This window comes from Pseudosulfitobacter sp. SM2401, from assembly GCF_042932805.1.
Taxonomy (GTDB): Bacteria; Pseudomonadota; Alphaproteobacteria; order Rhodobacterales; family Rhodobacteraceae; genus Ascidiaceihabitans.
Map to the genome: position 1 here is coordinate 1,790,096 of NZ_CP170633.1, position 18,528 is coordinate 1,808,623.

15 protein-coding genes are annotated in these 18,528 nt (G+C 56.7%); 5 read left to right on the plus strand and 10 right to left on the minus strand.

Going from position 1 to position 18,528, the window contains the following annotated elements:
• Positions 1-32 precede the first annotated feature (32 nt).
• Together ACFIO0_RS08840 and ACFIO0_RS08845 are read left to right on the plus strand one after the other, a co-directional pair.
• On the plus strand, positions 33-1,190 hold the full coding sequence (locus tag ACFIO0_RS08840; RefSeq protein WP_390914980.1) for an SRPBCC family protein: 1,158 nt from the start codon (positions 33-35) through the stop codon (positions 1,188-1,190).
• Positions 1,187-1,405, plus strand: a complete 219-nt coding sequence (locus tag ACFIO0_RS08845; RefSeq protein WP_390914981.1) for a hypothetical protein — start codon at positions 1,187-1,189, stop codon at positions 1,403-1,405. Before ACFIO0_RS08840 ends, ACFIO0_RS08845 begins: the two co-directional genes overlap by 4 nt.
• Here the strand turns inward: ACFIO0_RS08845 and ACFIO0_RS08850 are convergent.
• The 5 genes from ACFIO0_RS08850 to ACFIO0_RS08870 all read right to left on the minus strand — a co-directional run bounded on the left by ACFIO0_RS08850 (position 1,402) and on the right by ACFIO0_RS08870 (position 9,220).
• Entirely contained in the window at positions 1,402-2,811 is a 1,410-nt protein-coding gene (locus ACFIO0_RS08850) for an amidase (RefSeq protein ID WP_390914982.1), read from the minus strand. The two genes, ACFIO0_RS08845 and ACFIO0_RS08850, sit on opposite strands and share 4 nt — an antisense overlap.
• A gap of 81 nt (positions 2,812-2,892) precedes the next feature.
• Positions 2,893-4,017 (minus strand): peptide chain release factor 2, encoded by a 1,125-nt coding sequence (gene prfB / locus ACFIO0_RS08855; protein WP_390914983.1) that lies wholly within the window; start codon positions 4,015-4,017, stop codon positions 2,893-2,895.
• 98 nt (positions 4,018-4,115) lie between these two features.
• Positions 4,116-6,671, minus strand: a complete 2,556-nt coding sequence (locus tag ACFIO0_RS08860) for a PBP1A family penicillin-binding protein (RefSeq protein WP_390914984.1) — start codon at positions 6,669-6,671, stop codon at positions 4,116-4,118.
• 107 nt (positions 6,672-6,778) lie between these two features.
• Positions 6,779-7,993, minus strand: a complete 1,215-nt coding sequence (locus ACFIO0_RS08865; RefSeq protein WP_390914985.1) for an N-acetylmuramoyl-L-alanine amidase — start codon at positions 7,991-7,993, stop codon at positions 6,779-6,781.
• Between the two features lie 81 nt (positions 7,994-8,074).
• The gene (locus ACFIO0_RS08870) at positions 8,075-9,220 is read right to left on the minus strand and encodes an aminotransferase class I/II-fold pyridoxal phosphate-dependent enzyme (RefSeq protein ID WP_390914986.1); all 1,146 of its coding nucleotides are present in this window, start codon (positions 9,218-9,220) and stop codon (positions 8,075-8,077) included.
• Between ACFIO0_RS08870 and ACFIO0_RS08875 the strand changes: the two genes are divergently transcribed.
• Together ACFIO0_RS08875 and ACFIO0_RS08880 are read left to right on the plus strand one after the other, a co-directional pair.
• Positions 9,219-10,592: a M48 family metalloprotease gene (locus ACFIO0_RS08875; protein WP_390914987.1), complete on the plus strand. Its 1,374-nt coding sequence runs from the start codon at positions 9,219-9,221 to the stop codon at positions 10,590-10,592. The two genes, ACFIO0_RS08870 and ACFIO0_RS08875, sit on opposite strands and share 2 nt — an antisense overlap.
• 4 nt (positions 10,593-10,596) lie before the next feature.
• Positions 10,597-11,343, plus strand: a complete 747-nt coding sequence (locus ACFIO0_RS08880) for a DsbA family protein (protein ID WP_390914988.1) — start codon at positions 10,597-10,599, stop codon at positions 11,341-11,343.
• Here the strand turns inward: ACFIO0_RS08880 and ACFIO0_RS08885 are convergent.
• The 5 genes from ACFIO0_RS08885 to hemA form a co-directional block, all read right to left on the minus strand.
• Positions 11,340-11,879, minus strand: coding sequence for a GIY-YIG nuclease family protein (locus ACFIO0_RS08885; RefSeq protein ID WP_390914989.1), 540 nt, complete (start codon positions 11,877-11,879; stop codon positions 11,340-11,342). The two genes, ACFIO0_RS08880 and ACFIO0_RS08885, sit on opposite strands and share 4 nt — an antisense overlap.
• A complete protein-coding gene (locus ACFIO0_RS08890) occupies positions 11,876-13,030 on the minus strand; it encodes a DNA (cytosine-5-)-methyltransferase (RefSeq protein ID WP_390914990.1) in 1,155 nt (384 codons plus the stop codon). Before ACFIO0_RS08890 ends, ACFIO0_RS08885 begins: the two co-directional genes overlap by 4 nt.
• 44 nt (positions 13,031-13,074) lie before the next feature.
• Entirely contained in the window at positions 13,075-14,217 is a 1,143-nt protein-coding gene (ispG, locus tag ACFIO0_RS08895) for a flavodoxin-dependent (E)-4-hydroxy-3-methylbut-2-enyl-diphosphate synthase (protein WP_390914991.1), read from the minus strand.
• 105 nt (positions 14,218-14,322) lie between these two features.
• Complete coding sequence (locus tag ACFIO0_RS08900) at positions 14,323-15,552, minus strand: RodZ domain-containing protein (RefSeq protein ID WP_390914992.1); 1,230 nt, start codon at positions 15,550-15,552, stop codon at positions 14,323-14,325.
• A gap of 110 nt (positions 15,553-15,662) precedes the next feature.
• Positions 15,663-16,886 (minus strand): 5-aminolevulinate synthase, encoded by a 1,224-nt coding sequence (gene hemA, locus ACFIO0_RS08905; RefSeq protein WP_390914993.1) that lies wholly within the window; start codon positions 16,884-16,886, stop codon positions 15,663-15,665.
• Positions 16,887-17,121: 235 nt separating this feature from the next.
• Between hemA and ACFIO0_RS08910 the strand changes: the two genes are divergently transcribed.
• Complete coding sequence (locus tag ACFIO0_RS08910) at positions 17,122-18,492, plus strand: M20/M25/M40 family metallo-hydrolase (protein WP_390914994.1); 1,371 nt, start codon at positions 17,122-17,124, stop codon at positions 18,490-18,492.
• Positions 18,493-18,528 lie beyond the last annotated feature (36 nt).

Below are 18,528 nucleotides of genomic sequence, written 5' to 3' on the forward strand. Positions count from 1 at the left end.
CTCGGAGGAAGATCACCCAGGGGGGCATTCGCATGGATCACGTAACAGAAATCGACGCCGTTCAACGCCCGATCGAGCAGGCAAACGGCCTGCCCAACGCCCATTACATTGACCCCGCCGTCTTTGAGGAAGAGAAAAACGCGCTGCTGTTTTCTGGCTGGTCCGGACTGGGCGTGGCAGCTGACATTCCCGAAATTGGCGATGCGGTGCCCTTAACCTTTTTGGGCATGCCGTTGCTGATGGTACGTGACAAATCCGGCGCTGTGCGTGTGTTCCAAAACACTTGTCGGCATCGCGGAATGATTTTGGTTTCGGAGCCGCGCAAGGTCGAAGGTGCCATTCGCTGCCCCTACCACAGTTGGTGCTATTCCACCGAAGGCAAACTGGTCTCGACCCCGCATGTCGGCGGTCCCGGTCAGAACACCCATGACGGCATAGACCGCGCGTTGCTAGGCCTGTTCGAAATCCGCAGCCACGTGTGGATGGACGTTGTTTGGATCAACGTCTCGGGCGACGCACCCGATTTTGAAGTGGCAAACGCAGACCTGTTGTCGCGGTGGTCTGATTTCGACAAACCGCTGTTTCACGGCGGCCCTGACAGCACATTCCAGCTAGAGATAAATTGCAATTGGAAGCTTGCCGTTGAAAACTACTGCGAAAGCTATCATTTGCCGTGGGTGCACCCCGGGCTTAACAGCTATTCAAAGCTTGAGGACCACTATCACATTGAAAAGGCAGACACTTATGCGGGCCAAGGCACGTATGTGTACCGCCAGTTGACCGACGATCACGGGCAGACTTTTCCTGATTTTTCAGGGATTTCAGACAAATGGGATACGGCCGCAGAATACATCACGGCATTTCCAAATGTCCTGTTGGGCGTGCACCGCGACCATACATTTGCGATCGTGCTGACCCCTGAAGGGCCGGAAAAAACCGTCGAAAACATCCATCTGTATTACGCATCCGACACCACCGATGCGGCTTTGCGTGCAAAGAACACCACGCTCTGGAAAGAGGTGTTTGCCGAGGACGTGTTTGTGGTTGAGGGCATGCAGCGAGGCCGGCATGGACCAAAATTTGATGGCGGGCGTTTCTCACCTGCGATGGATGGTCCGACGCATCTGTTTCATGCTTGGGTTGCGGCGCGGATTGCCAAGCATCGCAGCGCAAACCTTGCAGCTGAATGAACACTCTGGACGCGCAGCTTTTGGCGGCGCATGCCACAAATGACACGGCCCAATTGGTTAACCTGTACACACAAGCAGCAGATGGTGCCGGCGATATCGATACCGCCTGCTTTTACCTAACGCACGCCTATGTGTTTGCGTTGGAAATCGGACATTCAAACACTGAAACACTACGCGCGCGTCTCGTGAAACACGGGCGCGAGCCAGCGACCTAGATCCGGCGCACGTTGGGCCAATCGGTGGCCGCGTGCCACGCATTTGCCAAGCGTAACAACGCAGCATCCGACCCGCGTTTGCCAATCAATTGCAGCCCCATTGGCAGGTTGTTTGGCCCACCAAACCCCATCGGAATGTTAACCACAGGCAGTCCCAAAAGGCTTGGCGCAATCATGACTTCCATCCAACGATGATACGTGTCCATGCTGCGTCCGGCGATTTCCGTAGGGTATTCAACGTCCACGTCAAACGGCCAAACTTGGGCTGAAGGAAGCACCAAAACATCCACGTTTTCAAAAAGTTGCGCTGATGTTTGGAACCATTCAGACCGAATAACACTGGCGCGATGTACCTCTGTTGCGGGCATGTCCAGGTAACGTTCGGCTTCCCAAATTGCCGTGGCCTTGAGCCGGTCTCGCTTTGCGGGGTCTTGCAACATCGGGGCCAAACCACTGCCAACCATGAACGAGCGCAGCGTTGTCCAGCTGTCCCAAATCGCGGCGGCGCTGAACGGCGCAGGCAAATCTTGGACGACGCAGCCCATGTCAGCCATCTGACCAAGAGCAGTCTCGGCAAGCGCTGTGATCCCGTCTTCGTAAACCAGCACGCCGCCCCAATCGCCCAGCCAGCCGACGCGCGTTCCTGCGACATCACCGTTAATTTGCGGCAATGCGGGGGCTTGGCTGGTGCCATGCGGCTGGCGCGGATCAAGGCTGGCCATTGTATCGAGCAATGCAGCCATGTCAGCAGGATTACGCGCCATCGGGCCGTTTGTGGCCATCTGATGGATAAAACTATCGCCCTTGGGTTCGGACGGGATCAGCCCCCAACTTGGGCGCATTCCGTAAACGTTGTTCCACGCCGCAGGATTGCGCAAGGACCCCATCATATCGGACCCGTCAGCAACGCTCAGCATGCCTGTCGCCAACGCAACAGCTGCCCCACCAGAGGAACCGCCAGCCGTTTGGCCATGCCCGTACGGATTGCGCGTCGCCCCGAAAACAGGGTTGAATGTGTGTGACCCAAGGCCAAATTCCGGCGTGTTGGTTTTGCCGATCACAATCGCGCCAGCGTTGCGCAAATTGGCGACAACCAGATCATCGGTCTCGGCCATTTGCCCGGCAAACAACGGTGATCCCATGGACGTTGGTAGGCCTGCCGCGTTGCCCAAGTCTTTGATTGCGATGGGAACACCGTGCAACCAGCCTTTGCGTGGTGTGGTTTCTGCGTCTTTGGCTTCGGCCATCAAATCATCGCCATCGCGCAGTGAAACGATTGCGTTCACATCGCCATTGACCGCCTCAACACGATCCAAAGTTGAACGCATCAGCTCGCGCGCGCTGATGTCGCCACGCTCAAGTTTTTCGGACAGCGCTAAGGCGCTTTCATAGGTAAAATCTGTCATGTCGCGATCAAACCCTGAACGCGGTCAGGACGCAAGCACGGGGTGCATCAAGATGCACCTTACCATGCCAAAAACGACAGCTTAGTTGCCTTGGGCCTCTGCTCGGCTTTTGCCTGCGACGGCCAACGCGAGGGTCGCGCCCATGAGCCCATCTAGATCGCCGTCCAACACGCCCTTGGTGTCAGAGGTTTCATAATTGGTGCGCAAGTCTTTAACCATCTGATAAGGCTGCAAAACATAGGACCGGATCTGGTTACCCCAACCGGCGTCACCCTTGTTTTCGTGCATCTCGTTCACGGCGGCGTTCCGGCGGTCCAGCTCCATCTGGTACAGCCGCGATTTTAGCGCTTTCATGGCGATGTCACGGTTCTGGTGCTGCGATTTCTCAGAAGAGGTTACGACGATGCCGGTCGGGGCGTGCGTGATCCGAACTGCCGAATCCGTGGTGTTCACGTGCTGACCGCCAGCGCCGGATGACCGGTATGTGTCGATGCGGATGTCCGAGGGGTTTACTTCGATTTCGATATTGTCATCGACAACGGGATAAACCCCGACAGACGTAAACGAGGTGTGCCGTTTTGCAGCACTGTCAAACGGCGAAATCCGGACCAATCGATGCACGCCCGATTCCGACTTCATCCAGCCATAGGCGTTCAGGCCGCTGATCTTGTAGGTCGCGGATTTGATCCCCGCCTCTTCGCCCGCACTTTCGGATTGAAGTTCGACCTTGTAGCCCTTTTTCTCGGCCCAACGCACGTACATGCGTGCCAACATCGACGCCCAATCACAGCTTTCTGTTCCGCCTGCGCCCGAGTTGATTTCGAGGAACGTATCATTGCCATCCGCTTCGCCGTCTAACAGCGCTTCCAACTCTTTCTGAGCGGCGGTGATAGCCAGCGATTTCAATGCGTTCTCGGCGTCGGTGATGACCTCTTGGTCCTCTTCCATTTCGCCCAATTCGATCATCTCGACGTTGTCGTTCAGGTCGGTTTTGATGCCCTCATAAGTCCCGATTGCATCAACTAAATTCTGGCGCTCGCGCATCAGTTTTTGGGCTGCTTCGGCGTCATCCCACAGGTTCGGATCCTCAACGCGCGCATTGAATTCTTCCAACCGGAACTGCGCGGTTTCAACGTCCAAACGTTGTGCCAAAAGCTCCAGCGATTTTTCAATCTCTGCGACCGTGTTCTGAACCTCAGCGCGCATCTGCGTGATCCTTAAAAACTATTTAGAATTAGGGTGATAAACCAGCGATGAGGCTGCGGCAAGCGGGTAAGGTGGGCGTGTCGCCCACCACGTGTGCGCTAATACAGGCCGCCCGAGCTTAGCGTGCCAAAGTTTGCTTTTGACCCGACAACCGCTTTTTTGCCCGACGATGTCGTGACTTCCTTGCCGCCAGTTCCACCCTCTTCTCTGAACAGTGGTAAATCTGCGCCCATTGCAAAACCGCCATCAAATGCGATGCCAAAGATCGGTTCTTCGCCGTCACGGAAATACTCAGAGACAACGTTGTCACCGCTCGCACCATCGCCCAAACGTGCGCCGGTAAACCGGTCGATATTGATAAAATGCCCGCCCGGAGGCACATCAAACGCACCACCACCAAATTTCTTGGTCGCTTCTTTCATAAATTGTTGGAACACAGGTCCGCACATTCCACCACCCGACGCCCCCTTGCCCAACGAGCGCGGTGTGTCAAAACCGATGTAACAGCCCGCAACGATATTGCTGGTAAAGCCCACAAACCAAACATCTTTTGAATCGTTTGTCGTGCCTGTTTTACCGGCTGTTGGCACGGATAGGTTCACGGTTTTACGTGCCGTGCCGCGTTCCACAACACCACGCATCATCGACGTCAGCTGATAGGCCGTGATCGGATCCATCACCCGCTCGCGGTCTGAAATAATGCGCGGCCCCAACCCCTGATCCAAAGACGCGACGCGGCAATCTTCGCAAGAGCGTTCGTCATGGCGAAAGATCGTTTTGCCGTAGCGATCCTGAATACGATCCACCAGCGTTGGGCGGATGCGTTCGCCGCCATTTGCAAACATCGCATAGGCTGCAACCATTTGATAAAGCGTGGTTTCTTCTGATCCAAGCGAGTTCGCAAGGAAGCGGCCCATGTTGTTGTAGACCCCGAATTTCTCGGCGTAGGATGCGACCGTGTCCATGCCGACTTCTTCGGCCAAACGGATCGTCATCAAGTTTCGAGATTGCTCGATCCCCGTGCGCAATGGTGTCGGGCCGTAGAATTTGTTCGATGAATTGCGCGGACGCCACAGCCCTTGCGGCGTGTTGATTTCGATGGGCGCATCGACCACAATTGTCGCCGGTGAATAACCACTATCGAGGGCCGCTGCATACACAAACGGCTTAAAGCTGGAACCCGGTTGGCGGCGCGCTTGCGTCGCGCGATTGAACACCGACGCCTGATAGCTAAAGCCACCCTGCATCGCGATCACGCGGCCAGTGTCTACGTCCATCGCGACAAAGCCGCCCTGCACTTCTGGCACTTGGCGCAATGTCCAGCGGATGAAACTGCCGTCCGCATCAGCCGTCATGCGGCGCACGTGTACGACTTCGCCGACCGCGAGCAGATCACCGGCAACTTGGGCTTTGCGCCCCAGCGAACCGTCTTCGAGACGTTTACGGGCCCACTGTACGTCTTTCGCGGAAATCCAGTGGCCGTCAGCGTCATCCTTAACGCCTTCGATACCGATCCGGGCCTCGGTGCTGCCAACCTCAAGAACAACCGCCGGATACCACTGATTTTCCAACGCAATGTCGCGCGCGATTTTCGTTTTGGACAGGGCCGTGCGCCAATTGACCTCACTGTCCAATTGCGCGACCGGAATGGTTTGGCCACTGCCATGCCACACGCCACGACCACGGTCGTAACGTTCCAGTTGGCGCTGCAACGCATCAGCAGCGACAGGCTGCATTTCGTTATCGATGGTGGCACGCACGGTCATCCCGCCAGTGAAAAATTCGCCCTCGCCAAAGTCTTGGCTCAGTTGGCGGCGAATTTCATCGGTGAAATAATCACGCGGCGGCAGGTCTTTTTTAAAGCTGGTGTAGTCTCCGTTTTGCACGGATTTCAGCGGTAACACCCGTTCGCTTTCGTAAACATCCGCGGTGATGTAGCCGTTTTCCATCATCTCTTTGAGCACGAAATTGCGGCGCGATGTCAGCCGGTCTTTGCGGCGTACCGGGTGAAAATCAGACGGCGCTTTGGGCAGGCTGGCAAGCATCGCCGCCTCGTGGGGGGCCAATTCGCTCAGCGTTTTGTTGAAATACGTCTGGCTGGCCGCCGCGACACCAAAGCTGTTTTGACCCAGGAAAATCTCGTTTAGGTACAATTCAAGAATTTGGTCTTTGTCCAGCGTCTGTTCGATCCGTGCGGCCAGAATGATCTCTTGGATCTTACGCTGTGCACGGCGTTCCCCGCCCAGCAAAAAGTTCTTCATCACCTGCTGCGTGATCGTCGAGGCCCCGCGGACATCGCCGCCACGGGTTTTTAGCGCCGTAAACGCCGCCGCCCCGATTTGGCGCAGATCGTAACCGTCGTGTTCGTAGAAATTCTTGTCTTCCGCACTGACAAACGCCTGTTTGATCATAACGGGGATGGAATCTGCTGGTGCAAACAAACGACGTTCTTTGGCGAACTCGTCAATCAAACGCCCTTGGCCAGAATAAATCCGGCTGATCGTGGGCGGTGCGTATTCTGCCAAAGATTCGTGGCTGGGCAAATCGCGCCCATACATCCAGAATATCGCGCCAATGGTTAAGGCCATCATAGCCAAACCCATTGTTATCGTTGTGAAAATTCCGCCGAAAAACGACAGGATGAATCTGAACATCGGCTGCTTTCGCTCTTTATCTGTTCTGCTCTTGGCTTAACTATACTTTACGCGCGCCTGAGGGTCAAAACACGAAGCTGTCGCGCGCTGGCCGAAAGTCGCTGGTTTTACTGGCGCACCAAAGGCCGTGTTGCCAAATCATCCGCGCGCCACGTCAGGATCGCGTCGCGCATCGCTTGCACCATGTTTGCACGCCAAACCGGATCACGCAGATTGGCCAAATCGCGACTGGAACTCATGAAACCAACCTCGACGAGAACCGATGGAATGTCGGCACTTTTGAGCACTGAAAATCCGGCCCGGCGTTGCCGCGTTTTGCTCAGAGGCGCGCCCGAGGCCTCGATGTATTCGATCAACGACACCGCGAGCGCATCGTTGCGTGGTCCGGTTTCTTGACGCGCCAATTCGATCAAGATTTCCGCCACCTGATCATCCGCGCCGGTCAGGTCGACACCGGCGATAATGTCGGCGCGGTTGTGTTGCGCAGCCAGTTGCGCGGTCGCCGCATCGCTGGCCTCGTCCGATAACGTGTAGACCGTGGCCCCGTGCGCTTGCCCGTTGGCGATGGCATCTGCGTGCAAGGACAAAAACAAATCCGCCTTGGCGCGATGGGCCATGCCGACGCGCGCGGGCAGCGACACAAATACGTCTTCGTTGCGGGTCAGATACACGTCGGCCTCGCCGCTGCGGGCCAGTTTGTCCGCCAATTCGCGCGCGAACGTCAGCATCAAATCTTTTTCCGCCATTCCCTCGCGCACCGCCCCCGGGTCAACGCCACCGTGCCCCGGATCAATCACGATCACGAATCTGTCGTCGGGCCCAGCATGCGGCACGGGTGCGCTGGCCTTGGCCTCGCGTTGCGCATCCTCTGGGGCACCGGCGGCGGCGGCAAAGTCGTTGGCCTTAGCCTTTTTCAACTGAATCGTCAGCACGGCGCGGCCCGTTTCAGCATCCACCGGCATCGCCACCTCAAGCGGCAGCATAGGTTCGCTCAAATCCATCACAAGGCGCGACCAACCTGCGCGAAACGGGCCATAGCGCACCGCACTGACACGCCCCGCCTCTGACAAAAGATCGCTATCGCTGACCCCTGTCCAATCCGCCTCGCGAAAATCAACGATCACACGGGCAGGATTATCCAGATGGAAGACACGAAACGGCACACCTTGGCTCAGGTGAATTTCGAGTGTGGTTTTCCCGAACCAGCCGTCCACGATTTGGCTGGCCTGCGCATCGACCCGCGCCACAACCCCGAGGTTTTGCGCATTCGCACTGCTTGCAAAAGCAATCACCACCGCCAAGATTTGAAATACGTACCGCATGTGCCTGCCCTTTTGGTCGAACCTTGCGCGGCTCTGTTGATGCGCAGTCTAGCTGATCGCGCGGCGTAAGGGAATCACAACTCAGCCGCGTTGCGCCATAAATCGAGTGAGACGCATCAGGCCTTCTTCGATGTCGGCTGACTTTCGCGCATAAGAAAAGCGTAGTGTTTGGTGGCCGCGGATCGGGTCAAAATCCAGACCCGGCGTGACGGCGACGCCTGCGTGTTCCAGAATTTCGGCGGCGAGCGTGCGGCTGTCATCGGTGATGTCCGACACGTCGGCGTAGACGTAAAACGCACCGTCCGGGGGCGCGATGTTGGTGAACCCCGCCTTTGGCAAACCGTCTAGCATCAACGCGCGGTTGTGGGTGTACACAGCAAGGTTGGCTTGTAACTCGTCGTCGCAGTCCATCGCAGCATGGGCGGCAACTTGGGACGCATGAGGCGCGCAAATGAACATGTTCTGGGCGATCCGTTCGATAACGCGCACGTGGTCTTCGGGCACAACCATCCAGCCAACGCGCCAGCCGGTCATGGAAAAATACTTGGAAAACGAATTGATCACGTAGGTTTCGTTCGTCAGCTGCAGCGCAGTGACTGCCTTGGCCTCGTATTCGATGCCGTGGTAAATTTCGTCACTAATGAACGACGCATTCTGCGCCTGCGCCCCGTCAATCAAGGCCTGCATGGCGGGTTTGTCCAGCATCGTGCCAGTCGGGTTGGCAGGCGAGGCCACCATCAAACCCGCCAGATCCATCCCCGAAAAATCTGCCGCGACAGGCTGATAGCGGTTTTCCGGGGCTGCGGGCAAATCAACAGGGGTTAACCCCAGACCGTGCAAAATCTGGCGATAACTAGGATAGCCGGGTGCGCCGATGCCAACGCGATCACCGCTGTCGAACAAGGCCGTGAACGCCAGAATGAACGCACCGGATGACCCTGGCGTGATCACGACACGGTTCGGATCCAGATCGACATTGTACCATTCACCGTACATTTGCGCGATGCGGGCGCGCAACGCCGGCAGACCCAACGCGACGGTATAGCCTAGCGGCCCGTCCTCCATCGCGCGGGTCAAAGCGCGGGTTGCAGCCACTGGTGCGCCTGTACCCGGTTGGCCAACTTCCATGTGAATAATGTTGCGACCTGCGTCTTCGGCGCGGCGCGCGGCCTCCATCACGTCCATCACAATGAAGGGATCGACCTCGGCGCGACTTGAAGTTTTCATGCAGACGTTCCTATTGTTGGCCATGGTTTTTCAATCGTTCTTTCATCGCGTCCTGCCCCGCCAGTCAATAGCCGCTGTCATCTGCGGGTTCGCCATGCTGATCGCCTTGCCCGCGCAGGCCCAAAGCTTGCTGCGCGATGCGGACATCGAATTTGGCTTGAAACAAATCGCCGCGCCAGTGTTGCGCGCAGCGGGTCTTAGCCCCAGTCGGGTCAAGATTCTGGTGGTGAACGACAGCTCGCTGAATGCATTTGTGGTCAGCAATGACGCGATTTTTATCCACTACGGGCTGATCAACAAACTGACGCGCGCCAATATGTTGCAAGGCATCATCGCACACGAAGCCGCGCACATTACCAACGGGCACATCACGCGGCGCATCACCAATTTAGGGTCCGCGCGCACGGCCGCCGGCCTTGGTCTGGCGTTGGCAGCAATTGCCGCCGCCGCTGGATCAACAGACGCAGCAACCGGTATCGCCATTGGCACCCAAGGGGCCGCCCAGCGTGCATTTTTGAAACACACACGGGCCGAAGAAGCATCTGCAGATCAATCCGGCGTGCGCTATTTACGGGCGGCGGGCATCCCAGCCCAAGGCCTTGTCGACACGTTGGAAATCTTTCGCGGTCAGGAATTACTGGCCGAAACCCGCCAAGATCCCTACCTGCGCAGTCACCCGTTGTCGCGCGACCGCATTCGCGCGGTGCAGGGTTTCGCAGCCTCGGATAAACCGGTGCAACCCACAGACGCCGATTACTGGTTTGCCCGCGTCAAAGGCAAACTGGGGGCGTACACGCGGTCGCCAAAGTGGACGCTGCGCCGATTGGGCGAGTCCGGATACCAAGACGTGCGCCTGCTGCGTGAAGCGATTGCCAACCACCGAAATTCAAAGACCAAAAAGGCGCTAAGTGCGATCAACCAAGCGATTGCGCTGCGCCCGACCGACCCTTTTTTGTACGACATGAAAGGGCAGATTTTGATCGAAACCCGCCAATTCAGCGCCGCCACAAATGCGTATTCTCAGGCGGTAAAGCTGGCTCCTCGTGAGGGGTTGATCCTGTCAGGATACGGGCGTGCATTGCTGGCGTCTGGCAACGTCAATTCAGCACGCGTCGCGTTGGAAAAAGCCCGCGCAATTGATTTTCGCGACGGTGTCATGCTGCGCGATCTTTCAGTGGCGTATGCAAAATCAAAACAACCCGGAATGGCGTCGCTGGTCACCGCCGAAAGATATGCGCTATCAGGTCGTTTCAAAGACGCTAAAATTCACGCCAAGCGAGCAACAGGATTACTGCCGCGCGGCTCTGGCCCTTGGCAACGCGCGCAGGATGTGTTGATTGCATCTGAACGCGCCGCAAAAAAACGGAGATAGGTTAATGAAGCTTAAAACATGGATCGCAGCCGGCTTGGTCAGTGCCCTCGCCCTGCCCGCAGCAGCGTTGGACATCGCGTCAATGACCGCGCAAGAACGCCAACTGTTTCGCGATGAAGTCCGCGCCTATCTGATGGACAATCCTCAGGTGATCATCGAGGCTGTTAACCTGCTCGAGGATCGCCAAGCCGAACAACAGGCGCAGGCGGACATTAACCTTGTCAGCGACAACGCGGATGACCTTTTTAACGACGGTTATTCCTATGTTGGCGGCAATCCAGACGGTGACATCACGCTGGTCGAATTCCTGGATTACCGTTGTGGCTATTGCCGCAAAGCCCACACCGAAGTCGCTAAGATGCTGGAAACAGACGGTAACATCCGCCTGATTGTCAAAGAATTCCCGATCTTGGGCGAACAATCTGTCATGGCATCGCGCTTTGCTGTGGCTGTGAAACAGGTTGCGGGCAACGAGGCATACAAGAACGTTAATGACGCGATGATGACGCTAAGTGCGGACATCAACATGCCAACGTTAACCCGATTGGCCAACACCTTTGGTCTGGATATGGTGGCAATCGCTGAGGCGATGAATGGTCCGGATGTGGCTGACGAAATCGCCAAAACCCGCGCGCTGGCGCAGAAATTGCGGATTACCGGAACGCCAACTTTTGTACTGCAAGACGAGTTGTTGCGCGGCTATTTGCCCTACGATCAAATGATGCGGGTTGTGAGCGACAAACGTAGTTAAAGAAACGTGTTGTGATAGCGGACCAAGCGTTCGAAATGCGCCTGAAGCGAACGTTTCAGGTGGTCCGCATCCTTCACGATCAACAAGTAGTCCACCAGCAGATTGTACTGCTGAATTTGGCGCGGCAGGCGTTGTGACGGGGTAAGACGGGCAAGCCGCTCGTTTTCCTCGATCACTTGCACCACTTCTTTTTGCGGCACGTCAACGGCATCAACTGTGCCCGCTAACGCCTTGCCATTCATCAAGGATTGCTGCGCGTCGTAGTGCTGAAACAGATGCGCTTCTAGTGGTGCAACGTCCTCTTTTGACGCCACAGGCCACGCCCAAACATAGGCGATTTCCCAGACGTCGATTTGCCGGTTTGCGATCACATCCGAGCGTGCGGAGGTCAAATGACGGCGCACTCGCGTGCGGATACCGTCCACAGATTGCCCCACGTAAATCGGCACCTGATCCAGATCGCACAGGGCGTAAACGCCGATCTCGTTGGTCAATCCACCCAATACTTTGGAGCGGTGATTTTGCGCCTCGCTCATGCGGCGGCCTGTTTGGATTTCGCCAGTAAAATCGCCTGAAACAGATGCTGATCTAGATGCGCGACAATCGGCACGGCAACCCCGTCACCGGCAACTTTGTAGACCTGATTGTAACGCTCTGGCATGATAAAATCATCGGGCAACCCCATCAGGCGGATCGCCTCAAGCCGGGACAGCAGGCGCGCCTTGATCTGATCGCCATCGACAAACATCAGCGTCTGGCGCGACGACCCACCGGCAGGCGTGCGCAGGCAACCGGCAATCCCGTCGAACCGGACCTCGGCGCGTTGATGCACAGCCCCTTTGCCATCGGGACGGCCACGTTTGTAAAGCGTGCCGATCATCGGTGCGCCTTTGGATTTAGCCTCTGCCACACGTTCCAAACTGGGCGGTGACATCATTTTCAGCAGGCGGTTCACCTCGGGTTTGGTCAGCCATTTGGTGTCGGGTTTTTCGTCAATTAAGATCGACAAGGGTGCGCGGTTTGATCCGGCCGGCGGCAATTTCCACCAAACCCAATCACGCTTGCCGGATTTTAGCGTCTCATCGACAAAACGACGCAGTTTGGTCGTGTGAAACCCGCTGTCTGGCGTGCGGCTGACCAGATGCGAAACATCCAAATCCTTGCGCACCGCAATTACAAAAATCCGAGGGCGGCTTTGCGGTAAAAAATGACGTGCATCAATTTCCAACCCGCCGACGACATAGCCCATCGCCGCCAGTGTTTTGACCACATGTTTGAAATCAGCACCGCGATTTCGGGTCACCAGACCCGATACGTTTTCGAACGCAATTATCCGCGGCGCAAAGCCGGCTTCGACCGCGATGCGCACCTTGTCCGCCCATGTTTGAAACACGCCGCTGCGCGATCCTGCTAGGCCTAACCCTTTGCCCGCCAATGAAAAATCTTGACAAGGCGACGAGGCCCAAAACAGATCGATGGGGCGTTGTAAGGCGGCGTCGGGCAGGTTTGCGATGTCTTGTTCAAACAGCCCCGCGCCCCCCCAATTTTCACGGAAAACTGCGCATTTCATCGGATCGTTGTCGTTGGCCAGCACACAATCCCACGCATGACCCAAGGCGGCATGCACCATGCCACCGCCGCAGAAAAATTCGGCATATGTTGGGGTTGATGAACGGGACGCTACCATATCTCTTGATACGAAAGCAGCCCCGCGCTGTCGACAATGAAAATCTACTCAGCCACCAATTCAGCGGCCTCGGCCTCTTGGGTTTCTTTTTCGATTTGGGCGGCGCGGGTTTCGACCTGTTCGACGATGTGTTCCACCATCGACGCGTTGTCTTGTTTGTGGCTTTGCTTGCCCGCTAAATAGACCATGCCGGACCCTGCCCCACCGCCGGTGAACCCAACGTCAGTCATCAGCGCCTCGCCCGGGCCATTCACCACGCAACCGATGATCGACAGCGACATTGGCGTCTTGATGTGGGCCAGTCGGTCCTCAAGGATTTCGACGGTTTTGATCACGTCAAACCCTTGGCGCGCGCAGCTGGGGCAGCTGATAATGTTGACGCCGCGATGGCGCAACCCGAGCGACTTGAGGATTTCGTAACCGACTTTGACCTCTTCCACCGGATCGGCGGACAAGGACACGCGGATCGTGTCGCCAATGCCGTTCCACAGCAGGTTTCCCATGCCGATCGCGGACTTGATTGTTCCCGATGTCAGCCCGCCTGCCTCAGTGATGCCAAGGTGAATGGGCGCGTCGGTGACGTCCGCCAATTGCTGGTAGGCGGCGGCGGCCATGAACACATCAGACGCTTTGCAGCTGATTTTAAATTCATGGAAATCATTGTCTTGCAGGATTTTGATGTGATCCATCCCACTTTCGACCATCGCATCAGGACAGGGTTCGCCGTATTTATCGAGCAGGTGCTTTTCCAAACTGCCAGCATTCACGCCAATGCGGATCGAACAATTGTGATCGCGCGCAGCTTTGATGACTTCTTTGATCCGTCGCTCGTCACCGATGTTGCCCGGATTGATCCGCAAACAGGCGGCACCGGCCTCGGCGGCTTCGATCCCGCGTTTGTAGTGAAAATGGATGTCCGCAACGATTGGCACCGGGCTTTCGGCGCAGATTTCTTTCATAGCTTTGGCCGATGCTTCGTCCGGAACAGAAACCCGCACAATGTCGGCACCCGCGTCATAAGCCGCAATGATTTGTGCCAGCGTCGCTTTGACATCCGTGGTCAGCGTGTTGGTCATCGTCTGCACCGTGATCGGAGCGTCGCCGCCAACAGGCACCTTGCCCACCATGATCTGGCGGCTTTTGCGACGGTAAATATTACGCCACGGACGGATGTGATTTAACGACATGGCAGGCCACCTTTGATCAAGTCTGATGTAAACAAAAATAGACACCCCACCGCAGGCTCGCAACCACGCAGTGCAGAGTTTTTCATCAGAAGTTCAGGATATTTGTCAGTTGGTGACGCAAGGCAGCGCTTTGAGCGGATCAAGCTCTGACAAGTCGGCAACCATCTGGATCAGAACGCTGTCGTCCTGAATTTTGACGGGCTCGTACAGTTCGGCAAGCGCTTGGCGGTGCAGCGGCAAATTCGACGTGACACTGCCGCGCCCGCCCACAGGGCCGTAGCAGCCGTCAGCCATTGCAAAATAAATCGCGCCGCTTTCGCCGGTGCGCAAGACGGGTGGTTCTTCGGTGGCAGGCACCGTCCACGTGTCGCCTTTTTCCATGACAGCCTCAAAGATGGTGCTGCCGTCTGCGGATTTCACGCGGACCCATGATTTATAGGCTGCGACCATTTGCAGATCAGGTACGGGGCCCTCAACAACTTGCGGGATGATCCCTGCCGGCGCGGTGCTGTCTGGAGTTACACCTGCGAGCGTCGGGCTGGTGTCTATCGTTGGCGCGGTAAAGCTGCCAAATGCACCGGGGTCGATGTTGGCGATGGGTGCATCGCGCGGCACCAAAACCGGAACGTCCAATGCTTGCGGGCGATACAAACGATCCAGCGCATCGGCGCGGGGTTCGTTCATCACCTGTGGCGCATCAGAATTAACGTCCGCGCTGGACACGCGCGCGGCACTTTCCAACGGGTCAAGATCAGCCATCACAACAGGCGTTTGATCAACAGGGGCAACTTGCACGCGCTGCACTTCTTGCAACACGCTGTAGCCGCCAAACCCGATTGCGCTGATCAAGGCCAGCAGCACCAAAGACGAGCCGATCGCGCCAGGTTCAACACGCGACCAGATGGAATCACCGGTTGGCACGAACGGCGTGTTCGGGGTCGCAAAGATATCCGCACCCAAGCCACGGCTCAGGCGTTCTTCGCGCGATGGTTTTTTAACAACCGAGGCTTCAGCCGACATGCCGTGCGCGACGGAAAACCCGCTTTCGGCACAAAACACGTCAAAGGCGTGGTCGGGATCCATATTCAGATACCGCGCGTACGACCGCACGTAACCGGCGATAAAACCGGGGGTGTCGAATGCTTCTGGATCGGAATTTTCAATAGCGGCAATATAGCTGGCTTTGATGCGCAATTCGCGTTGCACGTCCAACAGGCTTTTGCCCATGGTCGCACGTTCGCCACGCATCATGTCGCCAAGGCGCAATTCGAAATCATCGAACCCTTTCGGGTCGATTTTCTCTTCTATGATCTTGGAGGATCTCCGCCCGATCATGCCCTGCCCCATGCTCTTGATTATTAACCGAACCGTCCCAAACGATTCGAGTTATGCTTTTCTTAATCGATAGCTAGCACAGCGCAATGCAAATTGCACTACAGGTAGGGCTAAGCGGTTAATTCGGCACGATTCAGCGCACAATGAGACCACAAATCGTCCATTGCTTTCACCAGTGCATCCAATTCGCCAGATCCATGAACCGGCGACGGCGTGAACCGCAAACGCTCTGTCCCGCGTGGCACTGTGGGAAAGTTGATCGGCTGGACGTAAATACCGTGATCCTCAAGCAACTTATCGCTGAGAATTTGGGTGTGAACCGGGTTGCCAACCATCACCGGAACGATGTGCGTGCCGTGATCGATGATCGGCAGACCAAGCCCCTTGAGGCGCAGTTTCAGGATTTTCGCCTGTGTTTGTTGCTCGTCGCGCAAATGCTGCGCGGTTTTCAGATGCCGAACCGATGCCGCAGCACCCGCCGCCACTGCGGGTGGCAAGGACGTCGTGAAAATAAAGCCCGGCGCGTAGGACCGGATTGCATCGCACATCTTTTCAGAGGCTGCGATGTAGCCGCCCATGACCCCGTAGGCCTTGGCCAGCGTACCGTTGATGATGTCGAGGCGGTGCATCAGGCCGTCGCGTTCCGCAACACCTGCCCCGCGTGGGCCGTACATGCCGACGGCGTGGACTTCGTCGATGTAGGTCAGCGCTCCAAAGTCATCCGCCGCATCACAAATCGCCTCGATCGGCGAGATATCGCCGTCCATCGAATAGATCGATTCGAACGCAATCAGCTTAGGTGCGGCAGGATCATCTGCCGCCATCAATGCGCGCAAGTGTTCCACGTCGTTGTGGCGGAAAATGCGTTTGGCACCGCCGTTGCGGCGCACGCCTTCGATCATGGAGGCGTGGTTCAACGCGTCAGAATAGATGATCAGGCCAGGGAATAGTTTGGGCAGTGTGCTTAGCGTCGCGTCATTGGCAATGTAGGCGGATGTGAACAACAATGCCGCCTCTTTGCCGTGCAGATCAGACAGTTCGGCCTCTAGGCGTTTGTGATAGACCGTGGTGCCAGAGATATTGCGCGTGCCGCCCGATCCGGCACCGGTGGCGTCCAGTGCTTCGTGCATTGCGTCCAGCACTACGGGGTGTTGGCCCATGCCCAGATAGTCGTTGCCGCACCAAACTGTGATGTCTTGGGTTTCGCCATCAGGCCGCGTCCAGACCGCATGTGGGAATTGTCCGTTTTGGCGTTCGATGTCGATAAAGGTCCGGTAGCGGCCTTCTTCGTGCAAACGGCCAATCGCTTCATCTAGCTTTGCGGTATAGTCCACGCGGTATCTCCAAATTCGTCAGACGTTTAATTCGTTGCGCCTGCGTTCTTAATTTAGAACGATTATAGGCGCGATGCGAGTCGATCAATGCACAATTATGTGCGCACCTTGTCGCACTTGGCAACACTTTTAACGTGTATCGGTAACATCCGGCCGCGCGAAATGGCTTTGGCACTGGACAGTGGCAGGCACGGGCGTAACCTATGCGCAAATTGAACATATCGGAGCCCCACTTATGAGCCTTGACGCTGTCCTAGCCAAGATCGACGCCGACCTTCCCCAAGCCACGGACCGTTTGCTGGATTTGTTGCGCATTCCATCGATTTCCACCGATCCGGCCTTTGCCGAGCACTGCCAATCGGCTGCGGACTGGTTGGTGAATGACCTGCAAACCCTTGGCGTTGCTGCAGAAAAACGAGAAACACCGGGGCATCCAATGGTCATCGGGCATGTCGAAGGGGCCGGCCCGCATTTGCTGTTTTACGGGCATTACGACGTGCAGCCGGTTGATCCATTGGATTTGTGGGACAACGATCCGTTTGATCCACAGATCGAAGACACCGCCAAAGGTCAGGTCATTCGTGGCCGCGGATCGGCAGATGACAAGGGCCAGTTGATGACCTTTGTAGAGGCCTGTCGTGCGTGGAAAGACGTGCATGGCACCCTGCCCTGCCGCATCACATTTTTCTTTGAAGGCGAGGAAGAATCCGGGTCACCCAGCCTTGTGCCCTTCATGCTTGAAAACGCAGAAGAGCTGAAATCGGACCTCGCGCTGATCTGCGACACCGGGCTTTTTGAATCAAAAACGCCCGCGATTGTGACAATGCTGCGCGGGCTGCTGGGCGAAGAATTCACGATCCAAGGGCCGACATTGGACCTGCATTCAGGCATGTACGGCGGTATTTCGATGAACCCGATCCGGGTAATGGGCAACGTCATCGCCGCCCTGCACGACGACCAAGGGCGCATCACGGTGCCGAATTTTTACGACGGCGTTCAGGATTTGTCAGATGAGCTTGAGGCGCAGTGGCAGGGCCTTGCCTTTGATCACGCGTCATTCTTGGGTGACGTGGGCCTGTCGAAACCTGCCGGTGAACAGGATCGCACGCCACTGGAAATGATCTGGTCGCGCCCGACCTGCGAAGTGAACGGAATTTGGGGCGGCTACACGGGCGACGGTTTCAAAACCGTCTTGCCCTCAGAAGCCCACGCCAAGATCAGTTTCCGTCTGGTCGGAGATCAGGACCCCGACGCCATCCGCGAAAATTTCCGCGCCTATGTCACAGACATGCTGCCAGAAGATTGCACCGTGACCTTCCACGGCCATTCCTCGGGGCGCGCGTCGGTCACGGAAACGATCGACCCCGCCTTCGAAAAAGCCCGCGCGGCGTTAACCACGGAATGGGGGGTACAAGCGGCCTATGTCGGCTGTGGCGGCTCGATCCCGATTGCCGGGCATTTCCAGAACATTTTGGGGACCACGCCGATGCTGATCGGGTTTGGCAAAGACGACGATGCACTGCATTCGCCCAATGAAAAATACGACATGGAAAGCTTTCACCACGGCATCCGGTCATGGGCGCGCATTCTGGACGCACTGACCTGAAGGTGGGTTAAAACCCACCTTACAAAACAAAGGGAT

Coding starts and splice junctions, on each gene's coding strand:
- ACFIO0_RS08840 (WP_390914980.1), top strand. CDS start 33: ATGGATCACGTAACAGAAATCGACGCCGTTCAACGCCCGATCGAGCAG.
- ACFIO0_RS08845 (WP_390914981.1), top strand. CDS start 1,187: ATGAACACTCTGGACGCGCAGCTTTTGGCGGCGCATGCCACAAATGAC.
- ACFIO0_RS08850 (WP_390914982.1), bottom strand. CDS start 2,811: ATGACAGATTTTACCTATGAAAGCGCCTTAGCGCTGTCCGAAAAACTT.
- prfB (WP_390914983.1), bottom strand. CDS start 4,017: ATGCGCGCTGAGGTTCAGAACACGGTCGCAGAGATTGAAAAATCGCTG.
- ACFIO0_RS08860 (WP_390914984.1), bottom strand. CDS start 6,671: ATGTTCAGATTCATCCTGTCGTTTTTCGGCGGAATTTTCACAACGATA.
- ACFIO0_RS08865 (WP_390914985.1), bottom strand. CDS start 7,993: ATGCGGTACGTATTTCAAATCTTGGCGGTGGTGATTGCTTTTGCAAGC.
- ACFIO0_RS08875 (WP_390914987.1), top strand. CDS start 9,219: ATGCAGACGTTCCTATTGTTGGCCATGGTTTTTCAATCGTTCTTTCAT.
- ACFIO0_RS08870 (WP_390914986.1), bottom strand. CDS start 9,220: ATGAAAACTTCAAGTCGCGCCGAGGTCGATCCCTTCATTGTGATGGAC.
- ACFIO0_RS08880 (WP_390914988.1), top strand. CDS start 10,597: ATGAAGCTTAAAACATGGATCGCAGCCGGCTTGGTCAGTGCCCTCGCC.
- ACFIO0_RS08885 (WP_390914989.1), bottom strand. CDS start 11,879: ATGAGCGAGGCGCAAAATCACCGCTCCAAAGTATTGGGTGGATTGACC.
- ACFIO0_RS08890 (WP_390914990.1), bottom strand. CDS start 13,030: ATGGTAGCGTCCCGTTCATCAACCCCAACATATGCCGAATTTTTCTGC.
- ispG (WP_390914991.1), bottom strand. CDS start 14,217: ATGTCGTTAAATCACATCCGTCCGTGGCGTAATATTTACCGTCGCAAA.
- ACFIO0_RS08900 (WP_390914992.1), bottom strand. CDS start 15,552: ATGATCGGGCGGAGATCCTCCAAGATCATAGAAGAGAAAATCGACCCG.
- ACFIO0_RS08910 (WP_390914994.1), top strand. CDS start 17,122: ATGAGCCTTGACGCTGTCCTAGCCAAGATCGACGCCGACCTTCCCCAA.